Annotated in this window: 12 protein-coding genes and 3 tRNA genes; 3 read left to right on the plus strand and 12 right to left on the minus strand. The window is 72.0% G+C overall.

What is annotated here, in order from left to right:
- Nucleotides 1-3: 3 nt before the first annotated feature.
- The 4 genes from rplK to ACZ4W5_RS19085 form a co-directional block, all read right to left on the minus strand.
- A complete protein-coding gene (rplK, locus tag ACZ4W5_RS19070; RefSeq protein ID WP_360226157.1) occupies nt 4-438 on the minus strand; it encodes a 50S ribosomal protein L11 in 435 nt (144 codons plus the stop codon).
- A gap of 166 nt (nt 439-604) precedes the next feature.
- Nucleotides 605-1507, minus strand: a complete 903-nt coding sequence (nusG, locus tag ACZ4W5_RS19075) for a transcription termination/antitermination protein NusG (protein WP_465655673.1) — start codon at nt 1505-1507, stop codon at nt 605-607.
- A gap of 207 nt (nt 1508-1714) precedes the next feature.
- A complete protein-coding gene (gene secE / locus ACZ4W5_RS19080) occupies nt 1715-2041 on the minus strand; it encodes a preprotein translocase subunit SecE (RefSeq protein WP_360226154.1) in 327 nt (108 codons plus the stop codon).
- 150 nt (nt 2042-2191) lie between these two features.
- Nucleotides 2192-2264 (minus strand) — tRNA-Trp (locus ACZ4W5_RS19085).
- A gap of 286 nt (nt 2265-2550) precedes the next feature.
- On the opposite strand from ACZ4W5_RS19085, the gene ACZ4W5_RS19090 reads away from it, so the two are divergent.
- Both ACZ4W5_RS19090 and ACZ4W5_RS19095 read left to right on the plus strand, forming a co-directional pair.
- Nucleotides 2551-3798, plus strand: a complete 1248-nt coding sequence (locus ACZ4W5_RS19090) for a pyridoxal phosphate-dependent aminotransferase (RefSeq protein ID WP_360226151.1) — start codon at nt 2551-2553, stop codon at nt 3796-3798.
- 116 nt (nt 3799-3914) lie between these two features.
- Nucleotides 3915-4976 carry an adenosine deaminase gene (locus tag ACZ4W5_RS19095; protein WP_465655675.1) on the plus strand — a complete coding sequence of 354 codons (1062 nt, stop codon included), beginning with the start codon at nt 3915-3917 and terminating at the stop codon, nt 4974-4976.
- On the opposite strand, the gene ACZ4W5_RS19100 is transcribed toward ACZ4W5_RS19095, so the two are convergent.
- The 8 genes from ACZ4W5_RS19100 to ACZ4W5_RS19135 all read right to left on the minus strand — a co-directional run bounded on the left by ACZ4W5_RS19100 (nt 4966) and on the right by ACZ4W5_RS19135 (nt 9899).
- A complete protein-coding gene (locus ACZ4W5_RS19100; protein WP_465655677.1) occupies nt 4966-6009 on the minus strand; it encodes a UDP-N-acetylmuramate dehydrogenase in 1044 nt (347 codons plus the stop codon). The genes ACZ4W5_RS19095 and ACZ4W5_RS19100 overlap by 11 nt on opposite strands.
- Nucleotides 6010-6072: 63 nt before the next feature.
- Complete coding sequence (locus tag ACZ4W5_RS19105; RefSeq protein WP_465655679.1) at nt 6073-7629, minus strand: MFS transporter; 1557 nt, start codon at nt 7627-7629, stop codon at nt 6073-6075.
- An 87-nt stretch (nt 7630-7716) separates the two neighbouring features.
- On the minus strand, nt 7717-8259 hold the full coding sequence (locus ACZ4W5_RS19110; protein ID WP_465655685.1) for a TetR/AcrR family transcriptional regulator: 543 nt from the start codon (nt 8257-8259) through the stop codon (nt 7717-7719).
- Between the two features lie 174 nt (nt 8260-8433).
- Complete coding sequence (locus tag ACZ4W5_RS19115; RefSeq protein WP_360226138.1) at nt 8434-8856, minus strand: MaoC family dehydratase; 423 nt, start codon at nt 8854-8856, stop codon at nt 8434-8436.
- A 5-nt stretch (nt 8857-8861) separates the two neighbouring features.
- Complete coding sequence (locus ACZ4W5_RS19120) at nt 8862-9320, minus strand: FAS1-like dehydratase domain-containing protein (RefSeq protein WP_465655681.1); 459 nt, start codon at nt 9318-9320, stop codon at nt 8862-8864.
- 141 nt (nt 9321-9461) lie between these two features.
- Complete coding sequence (gene rpmG, locus ACZ4W5_RS19125; RefSeq protein WP_006604855.1) at nt 9462-9626, minus strand: 50S ribosomal protein L33; 165 nt, start codon at nt 9624-9626, stop codon at nt 9462-9464.
- Nucleotides 9627-9709: 83 nt separating this feature from the next.
- A tRNA-Met gene (locus tag ACZ4W5_RS19130) sits at nt 9710-9782 on the minus strand.
- A 44-nt stretch (nt 9783-9826) separates the two neighbouring features.
- A tRNA-Thr gene (locus tag ACZ4W5_RS19135) sits at nt 9827-9899 on the minus strand.
- Between the two features lie 282 nt (nt 9900-10181).
- On the opposite strand from ACZ4W5_RS19135, the gene ACZ4W5_RS19140 reads away from it, so the two are divergent.
- Nucleotides 10182-11450, plus strand: coding sequence for an amidohydrolase family protein (locus tag ACZ4W5_RS19140; RefSeq protein ID WP_360226132.1), 1269 nt, complete (start codon nt 10182-10184; stop codon nt 11448-11450).
- Nucleotides 11451-11575: the final 125 nt, after the last annotated feature.

Below are 11575 nucleotides of genomic sequence, written 5' to 3' on the forward strand. Positions count from 1 at the left end.
TGATCAGCCCTCGACGGTGATGCCCATCGACCGGGCGGTGCCGGCGATGATCTTCTCCGCCGCGTCCAGGTCGTTGGCGTTCAGGTCGGGCATCTTGGTGGTGGCGATGTCGCGGACCTGGGCGCTGGTGAGCTTGGCGACCTTGGTCTTGTGCGGCTCGCTGGAGCCCTTGTCGATACCGGCAGCCTTCAGGATGAGGCGCGCGGCCGGCGGCGTCTTCGTGATGAAGGTGAAGGAACGGTCCTCGTAGACCGTGATCTCCACCGGCACGATCATGCCGCGCTGCGACTCGGTCGCAGCGTTGTAGGCCTTGCAGAACTCCATGATGTTGACGCCGTGCTGGCCCAGCGCGGGGCCGACCGGCGGCGCCGGGTTGGCCGCGCCGGCGTTGATCTGGAGCTTGATAAGCCCCGTGACCTTCTTCTTCTTGGGAGGCATGTCTCTCCGGGTCCTTCCGAGAGGTGATTGCTGGTGCGTGCGGACCGGGGCGACACCCGGTCGCCAGCACACACATCAGGCCAGGCTAACGCGTCTGCGCCGCTGGACCAAAACGGATTCGGGGCGGAGGCCGTCGGCCGCCGCCCCGGATCCGAAGACCGTGTGACTAGTTCTTCTGGATCTGGTCGAAGGAGAGCTCGACCGGGGTCTCCCGGCCGAAGATCTCGACCAGGCCCTTGACCTTCTTCGAGTCGGGGTTGATCTCGTTGATGGTCGCCTGGAGGGTCGCGAACGGGCCGTCGGTGACGGTGACCGAGTCGCCGACCTCGAAGTCCAGGACCTGGATCTCGCTCGGCTTGACCGGGGAGGGCTTGCCGGCCTCCTTGGCCGCCTGGCGCTCGACGTCCGGGGCGAGCATCTTGACGACCTCGTCCAGGGTCAGCGGGTACGGGTCGTAGGCGTTGCCCACGAAGCCGGTGACACCGGGGGTATTGCGCACGACGCCCCAGGACTCCGGGGTGAGGTCCATGCGGACCAGGACGTAGCCGGGGAGCTTGTTCTGCCGGATGGTCTTGCGGTCGCCGTTCTTGATCTGGACGACCTCCTCCTGCGGCACCTCGGCCTGGAAGATGTACTCCTCGACGTTCAGCGAGACGGCGCGCTGCTCCAGGTTCTGCTTCACCCGGTTCTCGTAGCCCGCGTAGGTGTGGATCACGTACCACTCGCCCGGCATGAAGCGCAGGTCCTCGCGGAACTTGGCGACCGGGTCGACCTCGACCTCGGCCTCGGCGGGCTCGTCCTCGACGGCCTCGGCCTCGGTCGGCTCCTCGTCGGCGGACTCCTCGGTGGCGAGCTCCTCGTCGACCTCCACGTGCAGCGCGGCCTCCTCGGCGGGCTCGCCGGCCTCGGCCTCGTCGTACGCCTCGACCTCGTCCTCGTCGCTGTCCACGGCGTCGACGACCTGCTCGGCGGACTCTGCGTCGACAGCCAGCTCGGCCGCGTCCAGCTCGGCGGCGACATCCGCCTCGCGGACGGTCTCGTCGGCGTCGTACAGGGGGGACTCAGACACGGTGGCTGCTTCTTTCCTGGAGATGGTGAAGGTGGCGCGCTCCGGAACCGGACCGGCGCGCAGCCGCTCGCGCGGGCGCCAGGAGAGGTCTCGGAGACTTCAACAGTACCGAGTCCACGGTACGCGCGCGTACGTCCGCCGCCGACAGCTCGACCCGGACCGATGATTCGGCCCGGGTCGGGAGGTGGGTCGGAGGTGGGGGCTCGATCAGCCGAAGACCAAGAGGCTCAGCTTGGCGAAGCCGTAGTCGAGACCGTAGACGAAGCCCATCACGACCACGACGAAGGTCACCACGACCGCGGTGTAGTTGGTGAGTTCGCTCCGGGTGGGCCAGACGACCTTGCGGAGCTCCGCGATGATCTGGCGGTAGAACAGGCCCATCCGCGCGAAGAGGCCCTTCTTGGCCCGCTTGCCGGACTTCTTCTGCTTGCCGGAGGTCTTGTCGCCCTCGACAGCAGCGGTCTCGGCAGCGCCGTCGGTCCCCTCGGGGTTGCCGCTCTCAGGCGTTGCGGTGGAGCCCGTGGTCTCCGTCACTCGTCCTCACCTGAATCCGGGTCCGGCCGAACATCACCTGCGTACCCGTTTCAGGCACGAGCGGTCGGCTTAAGCGGTGCTGATCGGTGCCCTTTCCGCATCAAGCCCGCTCGCTCTGTGGAGCGAACGGGCTGAATACGGATCAAGCAGCAGGGCAAGAGGGACTCGAACCCCCAACCGCCGGTTTTGGAGACCGGTGCTCTACCAATTGAGCTATTGCCCTACGGAACCTCGCGGCCCCTGGTGGCGACCAACCTACCGCATCTCCCCCCGCTGTCTGTACAGGCGGTGAAAGCTCCGGTCTTTTTCGGTGGGCCGTCGAGCAGCGAGTGTACGTGGTCGAGGGGTGTTTGGTCGAACCTCTTCTTCCGGGACCGCCGTCCGCCCGGCGGATGTCCGGCCCGGCGGGGCGGCCACCGGCGGATCGCCGGGGGTCGCGATGCGGACGGAGCCGTACGGATGCTGGAACCGCCACGCCCGGTCCGTCCCGGTTCTGCGACGATGCAGGCATGAGCGCTTCCACCCCGCAGCCCGACCAGTCCATCCGCCCCGCCGACCGCCGGGTCTCCGCCCGGATCGGTGCGATCGCCGAGTCCGCGACCCTCGCCGTGGACGCCAAGGCCAAGGCCCTCAAGGCCGCCGGCCGCCCGGTGATCGGCTTCGGTGCCGGTGAGCCCGACTTCCCCACCCCGGACTACATCGTCGAGGCGGCCGTCGAGGCCTGCCGCGACCCGAAGAACCACCGCTACACCCCGGCGGGTGGGCTGCCCGAGCTCAAGGCCGCGATCGCCGCCAAGACGCTGCGCGACTCCGGCTACCAGGTGGACGCCTCCCAGGTGCTGGTCACCAACGGCGGCAAGCAGGCCATCTACGAGGCCTTCGCCGCGATCCTGGACCCGGGCGACGAGGTCATCGTCCCGGCCCCGTACTGGACCACCTACCCGGAGTCGATCCAGCTGGCCGGCGGCGTCCCGGTGGAGGTCGTCGCCGACGAGACCACCGGCTACAAGGTCTCGGTCGAGCAGCTGGAGGCCGCCCGCACCGAGAACACCAAGGTGCTGCTGTTCGTCTCGCCGTCCAACCCGACCGGCGCGGTGTACACCCGCGACGAGGCCGAGGCGATCGGCCGCTGGGCGCTGGAGCACGGCCTGTGGGTGCTCACCGACGAGATCTACGAGCACCTGGTCTACGGCGACGCGACCTTCACCTCGCTGCCGGCCCTGCTGCCCGAGCTGGCCGACAAGTGCATCGTGGTCAACGGCGTGGCCAAGACCTACGCGATGACCGGCTGGCGGGTGGGCTGGGTGATCGGCCCCAAGGACGTGGTCAAGGCCGCGACCAACCTGCAGTCGCACGCCACCTCCAACGTCTCCAACGTCGCCCAGCGCGCCGCGATCGCCGCCGTCGCGGGCGACCTGTCCGCCGTGCACGAGATGCGCACCGCCTTCGACCGCCGCCGCAGGACCATCGTGCGGATGCTCAACGAGATCGACGGCGTCATCTGCCCCGAGCCCGAGGGCGCCTTCTACGCCTACCCGTCGGTCAAGGGCCTGCTGGGCAAGGAGATCCGCGGTCAGCGCCCGCAGACCTCCGCCGAGCTGGCGAGCCTGATCCTGGACGAGGTCGAGGTCGCCGCCGTCCCGGGCGAGGCCTTCGGCACCCCCGGCTACCTGCGGTTCTCCTACGCGCTCGGCGACGAGGACCTGGTCGAGGGCATCAGCCGGATCCAGAAGCTGCTCGGCGAGGCCCGCGACTGACGTCCGTCGTCAACCGGACGCTCGGGGTTCACCCGGCACACCGCCCTCTTTCACCCCTTCGGGGGACGGAAAGAGGGCGGTTCCCGTTCGGGGGTCGCATACGGCAGTATCGGCAGATGGAACGCCTGTTGATCCCGCGAGACGTCAGGGGCCTCCCGAAGGCCCACCTGCACCTGCACTTCACCGGCTCGATGCGGCCCGCCACCCTGCTGGAGCTGGCCGACAAGCACGGCGTCCGCCTGCCGGAGGCGCTCAGCTCCGGCGAGCCGCCCAAGCTCCGCGCCACCGACGAGCGCGGCTGGTTCCGCTTCCAGCGCCTCTACGACACCGCCCGCTCGGTGCTCCGGGACGAGTCGGACATCCGCCGGCTGGTCCTGGAGACCGCCGAGGACGAACGGCGGGACGGCTCCCGCTGGCTGGAGATCCAGGTCGACCCGACCTCCTACGCGCCCCGGCTGGGCGGGCTGATCCCCGCCCTGGAGCTGATCCTGGACGCGGTCGAGCAGGCCGCCGCGGCCACCGGGGTGGGCATCCGGGTGCTGGTCGCGGCGAACCGGATGAAGTCCCCGATGGACGCCCGGACGCTGGCCCGGCTCGCCGTCCGCTACGCCGACCACGGGGTGGTCGGCTTCGGCCTCTCCAACGACGAGCGCCGCGGCCTGGCCCGGGACTTCGACCGGGCCTTCGAGATCGCCCGCAAGGGCGGGCTGCTGGCCGCCCCGCACGGCGGCGAGCTGGCCGGGCCGGAGTCCGTCCGGGACTGCCTGGACGACCTGGGCGCCGGCCGGATCGGCCACGGCGTCCGGGCCGCCGAGGACCCGCGGCTGATGGCCCGGCTGGCGGACCGCGGGATCACCTGCGAGGTCTGCCCGTCCTCCAACGTCTCGCTCGGCGTCTACGAACACCCGGAAGAGGTACCGCTGCGCCGGCTGTTCGACGCCGGGGTGCCGCTGGCGCTCGGCGCGGACGACCCGCTGCTGTTCGGCAGCCGGCTGGCCGCCCAGTACGACCTGGCCCGCGACGCCCTGGGCTTCACCGACGCCGAACTCGCCGAGCTGGCACGGCAGTCGGTGCGCGGCTCGTGCGCCCCGGAGGCCGTCCGCAAGGAGCTGCTGGCGGACATCGACGGCTGGCTGGTCGACGGGCACCCGGCGGGTCAGACACGCCCTAGAGCTTGACGCCCACCATCACGGGCTCGTTCACCAGCTCCACCCCGAAGGCCTCGCGGACCCCGTCCCGGATCTCCCGGGCCAGGGCCAGCAGGTCCTCGGCGGTGGCCGCGCCGCGGTTGGTGAGCGCCAGGGTGTGCTTGGTGGAGAGCGTGGCCGGGCCGTCGCCGTAGCCCTTGCGGAAGCCCGCCCGGTCGATCAGCCAGGCCGCCGAGGTCTTGGTGCAGCCCTCCGGGGCCGGGTAGGCGGGGGCGTCCTCGGCGCCCGGGCGGGTCCGGAAGGACTCGTACTGCGCCGCCGTGAGCACCGGGTTGGTGAAGAAGGAGCCGGCCGACCAGGTGTCGTGGTCCGCCGGGTCCAGCACCATGCCCTTGCCCGAGCGCAGCCCCAGCACCGCGTCGTACGCCTCGCCCAGCGGCACCCGCTCGCCCTGCTCGACACCGAAGTGCCGGGCCACCTCGGCGTACTTGACCGGGGTGGAGAGGCCCGCGTGGTCCGCCAGGGCGAACCGCACCCGGAGCACCACGTAGCGGTCCGGCCGGGCCTTGAAGCGGCTGTGCCGGTAGGAGAACTCGCACTCGGCGTTCGAGAGGGTGACCACCTCGCCCGCCGTGCGGTCGTACGCGACCACCTCGGTGACGGTCTGGGCCACCTCCTGGCCGTACGCGCCGACGTTCTGCACCGGGGTGGCACCGGCCGAGCCCGGGATGCCGGCCAGGAACTCGATGCCGGCCAGGCCGTGCTCGCGCACCGCGCGGGTGACCGCCTCCGACCACACCTCGCCGGCCGCCAGCTCCAGCACGGTGCCGTCCAGGGCGAAGCCGGTGGTGGCGATCCGCAGCACCGTGCCGGGGAAGCCGGCGTCGCCGATCACCAGGTTGGAGCCGCCGCCGAGGACCAGCAGCGGCTCACCGGCCGCGTCGGCCTCGCGGACGGCGGCGATCACCTCGTCGTCGGTGTGGGCGGTGACCAGCCGACGGGCCGGGCCGCCGAGCCGGAGCGTGGTGAGCGGGGCGAGGGGGGCGTCGTTTTCTACCAGCACGCCCACCAGCGTACGGGGACGGGGGCGGCCGCTCGGCCGCCCCCGTGGCCCGCACCCCACCGTTCAGGCCTGCGCGGCCTCGGCCGGGACGGCGCCCTCGACGCTCCCGACGTCCTCCGCGTCCCCCGCCCGCTCGATCGCGGCGGGCTGCTCGGCGGCGGGCTGCTCGGCGACCACCGCCCCGGCCCGCGCCGCCCGGCCCGGCAGCAGCAGCGCGCAGGCCCCGGCCGCCAGCACCACCGCGGCCCCGACGTACAGCGCGGGCCCCATCGCGTGGACGAAGGTCCCGGCCGAGCCGTCCCCGCCCTGCTCCGAGAAGACCGCCGCCAGCACGGCCACCCCGAGCGCGCCGCCGACCTCGCGCAGCGCGTTGTTGGCGCCGGAGGCGATGCCCTGCTCCTCCGGCCGGACGCTGTCCATCACCATGGCGGCGGTCGGCGCGAAGTACATCGACATGCCGACCCCGCACATCACCACGGCGGGCACCACCGGGCCGTACGCGTAGTGCCCGAGTCCGGCGTTGATCGCCGCGTACAGCGCCAGGCCGACGCCCTGCAGCACCAGCCCGAGCACCACGATCGGGCGGCCGCCGAGCTTGTCCGCCAGGATGCCGGCCAGCGGCGCGACGATCAGCCCCACCCCGGTCCACGGGAGCATCCGGACGCCGGCCTCCTCCGGGGTGTAGCCGCCCACGGTCTGCAGGTGCTGGCTGATCAGGAAGATCGAGCCGAACATCCCGAGCGACATCAGCAGGCCGGAGGCGTTGACGGCGGTGAAGGTCCGGTTGCGGAACAGCCGCATCGGGAGCATCGGGTGCTTCGCGCCGCGCTGCTCGTACCGGACGAAGGCGACCAGCAGCAGCACGCCCCCGGCCAGCGCGCCCAGCACCAGCGGACTGGTCCAGCCGTCCGGGTTGCCGCGGATCAGGCCGAGTACGACGCCGAACAGGCCGAGGCTCACCAGCACCGTGCCGACCGCGTCCAGGGCCGGGTTGGCGCCCCGGCTCTCGCGCAGCTTGAGGGCGGCCAGCGGCACCAGGACCACGCCGACCGGGACGTTCACCCAGAAGATCCACTGCCAGGAGAAGTTCTCGGTCAGGGTGCCGCCGACCAGCGGTCCGGTGGCGATGGCGAGGCCGTTGACGCCGGCCCAGATGCCGAAGGCCATCCCGCGCTTGGCCGCCGGGATGGCCGCGGTCAGCAGGGTGAGGGTGAGCGGCATCGACACCGCGGCCCCGACGCCCTGGAGGGCGCGGGCGGCGATCAGCTCGCCGATGCCGGGCGAGAGCGCGGCCGCGGCCGAGCCGACGGTGAAGAGCGTGAGCCCGATCACGAACATCCGGCGGCGGCCGAAGCGGTCGCCGAGCGCCGCGCCGAACATCAGCAGCACGGCGAAGGAGAGGGTGTAGGCGCTGACCGTCCACTCCAGGTCGGACAGCCCGCCGCCGAGCTCCTCGCGGATGGAGGGCAGCGCGGTGGTGACGACCAGGTTGTCCAGCGCGGCCATGAAGCCCGCGAGGGCGGTGATCACCAGGGTCCAGACGCCGGTGCGGCCGAGGCCCGGCCGCTCCGCGGCGGCCACCTCGGTTCTGGTGGCGCTTCCTGCTGTGTGCTCCGTCATGACGTCCCCCAGGATTTCTCGGATAGTTATTGATCACTAACTTTCGAGGGCCGAGAAAAGGCCGCACGGACTCCGCCGTGCGACCCGCTACCCGGCCTCCTCGCGCTCGCCGAAGCCGTCCCAGATCCGGTGCTCCCGGGGGAAGCCCAGCGCCACCAGGGTGTTGATCAGCATCCCGTACGCGAAGAACTCGGTGGTCCCCTGCACGTCGCCGCCGACCCGCTCCCGCACCCGCTCGAACAGCTCCCCCCACAGCCGCCGGGCCATCTCGCCGATCTCGTCCTCGCCGGCCATCCGGGAGGCGAACACCGAGACGTACAGCTGCATCTGCATCATCAGCTGCTCGCCGTCCTCGACCAGGCCCATGTACGCCTCGGACATCTTCGCGGCGGCCTCCTCGCCGGTCAGCCCGGCCGACGCCTCGTCGAAGACCCTCCAGGTCTCCGCGATGCAGCGCTCGGCGGCGGCCGTGAAGATCGCCTGCTTGCCCGGGAACAGCCGGAACAGGTACGGCTGCGAGACACCCACCCGGCGGGCGATCGACTCGGTGGACGTCCCGCGGTAGCCGTTCCTGGCGAACTCGATCATCGCGGCCCGGACGACGCTCTCGCGCCGCTCCTCCGCACTCATCCGCATGCTCGTCTTCGCCACGGGTTCTAAGTTAGTGACCAATCACTATCTCTGCAAGGGGGCGGCTACCCAAAAAACCGACCGCCCCGGCCCCGTCGAACGGGCCCGGGGCGGTCGGGGCGACGCCGCGGTGGCGTCGGAGTGAGCGAGGTCGGAGTGACGAAGGCCTCAGCCTCAGGCGAGGCGGACGATCGCCCGGGACATCCCCAGCACCTTCTGCCCGCCCGAGGTGGCCAGCAGGTCGATCTGGACCTTGCGGTCGTCCAGCTTCTTGGCGACCTTGGCGGAGACCTCGATCACCGCGCCGACCCCGTCGTTCGGCACCGGCACCGGCCGGGTGAAGCGGACGCCGTACTCGACCACCGCGGCCGGGTCGCCGACCCAGTCGGTGACCACCCGGATCGCCTCGGCCATGGTGAACATGCCGTGCGCGATGACGTCCGGCAGGCCGACCTCCCGCGCGAACTTCTCGTTCCAGTGGATCGGGTTGAAGTCGCCGGAGGCGCCCGCGTACTGGACCAGCGTGGCGCGGGTCACCGGGAAGGACTGCGCCGGCAGCTCGGTGCCGACCTCGACCTCGTCGTAGTCGATCGCCATCGTGCTCACTCCCCCGCCTCGCCGGCGGCCCGGGCCACCAGCGTCATGATCGCCGTCACCACGTGCTCGCCGGTCTCGTCCGCCACCTCGCCGCGCACGGTGAGCACGTCGTTGCCCGCCAGCGACTTGATGTTGTCGATGGTCACCGCGACCGTCAGCCGGTCGCCGGCCAGCACCGGGCGGGTGTACTGGAACTTCTGGTCACCGTGCACCACCCGGCTGTAGTCCAGCCCCAGCTCCGGGTCCTCGACGACCTGGCCGGCCGCCCGGAAGGCGATCGCGAACGGGAAGGTCGGCGGGGCGATCACGTCCTGGTGGCCCAGCGCCTTCGCGGCCTCCGCGTCGGTGTACGCCGGGTTGGCGTCCCCGATCGCGACCGCGAACTCGCGGATCTTCTCCCGGCCGACCTCGTACGGCGCGGTGGGCGGGTAGCTACGCCCGATGAAAGAGGGGTCGAGTGCCACGGCAGCTCCTCGGAACACGGATGGAAACGCGGGTGGGTACGCGGACGGGTACGAAAAAGACTCCGGGCCGCATCCCCTGTTGAGGGATACGGCCCGGAGTCGAAGACCTGGTTCACACAGGCCCGGCGCCCTGCAGCAGGGTCAGCGGGTCTCGCGGTGCGCGGTGTGCGAGTTGCAGCGGGGGCAGTGCTTCTTCATCTCAAGACGGTCCGGGTCGTTACGCCGGTTCTTCTTGGTGATGTAGTTCCGCTCCTTGCACTCCACGCAGGCCAGCGTGATCTTCGGGCGGACATCGGTGGCAGCCACGGGAGTGCCTTCCTTGGACAACGAATAAGAACACAACAAGAGTAGCCGACCGGGAGTGCGATCTCCCGACCGACTACGCGGGGTAGCGGTGACCGGACTTGAACCGGTGACACAGCGATTATGAGCCGCTTGCTCTACCAACTGAGCTACACCGCCACAGTGATCGGCGACCCGGCCGAAGCCGAACTGCCTTTCACCAGAGCCCCCATGCGGAATCGAACCGCAGACCTTCTCCTTACCATGGAGACGCTCTACCGACTGAGCTATAGGGGCGAACGAGGAAGAGATTACACGTTCCGCGCCCAGAGGTGAAATCCGTATCCCGGGGCGAAGACCGCAGGTCGGCGCGGTGCACGGACGGACGATCCAAGGCCGGGCGTTCGATCGGCCCACGAGCCGTGCGCCCCGACCCGCGAGCCGTGCGCCCCGAGCCGATACGACTATTGCCCGCCTCCCGGCGCCCCGGCACCGTGCGCCATAGGCTCGACGCTCATTGGCCGGGGCCCCGGCCGATCCCCCCACGGGCCCACTGGCCAGCGCGAGAAGGAGCCGGCGATGGACAGCGCAGCCGCCGACGGGCCGCCCTCAGGCCCCGGCCCGGCGGCCAACCCGCTCGGGCACGGCCCGGTCCTCCTGCTCACCGGGGCCCGGCTGGCCGACGGACGGGTGGTGGACGTGCGGGTCAGCGGCGACCGGATCCAGGCGGTCGGCACCGTCGGCAGCCTCGGTCCGCTGCCCGCCCTGCCCGGCGCCCCCACCGTCACCACCGGCGCCCGGATCGACCTCAAGGGCTACCTGCTGCTCCCGGCCCCCGCCGAGGCGCACGCCCACTACGACTTCGCCTTCTCCGCCGCCCTGCCCGCCCCGCCCCCGGACACCCCCGCCGACCTCACCCGCCGGATCACCGAGGCCGCGCTCACCTCGCTCGGCTACGGCGCCACCGCCCAGCGCACCCACGTCCGGATCGGCGACGTGCACGGGCTGCGCCAGCTGGAGGCGGTGCTCACCGCCCGCCAGGCGCTGCGCGGCCTGGCCGAGCTCCAGGCGGTGGCGATGCCCCGACTGCTCACCGGCCGGGCCGGCGCGGACGGGCGGGCCCAGCTGCGCGAGGCCCTCAAGCTGGGCGCCACGGCGGCCGGCGGCTGCCCGGAGCTGGACCCGGACCCGGCCGGGTACGTCCAACTGCTGCTGGAGGCCGCCCGGGAGGCGGACTGCCCGGTGGACCTGCACACCACCGCCGCCGACGCGACCCAACTCGCCCGGCTGGCAGGCGCCCTGGCGCCGCTGCGGCCACGGGTGGCGCTCGGGCCGTGCGGGGCGCTGGCCCGCGGCGGGGTCACCGTGCTGGCGACCAGCGGGGTCCGGGTGGTCTGGCTGCCGCAGAACGGCGGCTGCACCGGTCTCGAGGGCCGCCCCGCCGGCCTCCGGCCGGGCCTGGTAAGGGAGTTGGCCGCGGCCCGGGTGCCGTTGGCGGCGGGCAGCGGAGCCCTGCGGGACCCGTCCAACCCGGTCGGCCGGGCCGATCCGCTGGAGGCGGCCTACCTGCTCGCGGCGAGCGGGGAGCTGGACCCGGACGCGGCGTACGACGCGGTGGCGAACCAGGCCAGGGCGGCGCTCGGGCTGCCGCCGGTGCGGGTGGACGCCGGGTTCCCGGCGGAGCTGCTGGCGGTACGCGGGGACTCCCTGGCCGGGGCGCTCGCGGGCGGGCACAGCCGGCTGGTGGTGCACAGCGGCCGGGTGGTCAGCCGGACCAGCGCCGTCCGGGAGTTCGCGGACACCGTGGCGCTGGCACTGCCCCGGCAGTCCGGCGGCATGGACTGCTGAGCGCGCGGGGAGGCGGGAAAGCCAAGGGGGGGGGGGGGCGGGGGGGGGGCCCCCCCCCCCCCCCCCCCCCCCCCCCCCCCGCGGGTGGGGGGACCCCCGAAACCCCCCACAAAAAGGAAGGAACA

The sequence above is a fragment of the Kitasatospora sp. NPDC029367 genome, assembly GCF_055569135.1.

What these genes read in the sequence shown, in the direction of transcription:
- rplK (WP_360226157.1), bottom strand. Translation starts at nt 438, where the DNA reads ATGCCTCCCAAGAAGAAGAAGGTCACGGGGCTTATCAAGCTCCAGATC.
- ACZ4W5_RS19090 (WP_360226151.1), top strand. Translation starts at nt 2,551, where the DNA reads ATGAGCGCTTCCACCCCGCAGCCCGACCAGTCCATCCGCCCCGCCGAC.
- ACZ4W5_RS19095 (WP_465655675.1), top strand. Translation starts at nt 3,915, where the DNA reads ATGGAACGCCTGTTGATCCCGCGAGACGTCAGGGGCCTCCCGAAGGCC.
- ACZ4W5_RS19105 (WP_465655679.1), bottom strand. Translation starts at nt 7,629, where the DNA reads ATGACGGAGCACACAGCAGGAAGCGCCACCAGAACCGAGGTGGCCGCC.
- ACZ4W5_RS19110 (WP_465655685.1), bottom strand. Translation starts at nt 8,259, where the DNA reads ATGAGTGCGGAGGAGCGGCGCGAGAGCGTCGTCCGGGCCGCGATGATC.
- ACZ4W5_RS19115 (WP_360226138.1), bottom strand. Translation starts at nt 8,856, where the DNA reads ATGGCGATCGACTACGACGAGGTCGAGGTCGGCACCGAGCTGCCGGCG.
- ACZ4W5_RS19140 (WP_360226132.1), top strand. Translation starts at nt 10,182, where the DNA reads ATGGACAGCGCAGCCGCCGACGGGCCGCCCTCAGGCCCCGGCCCGGCG.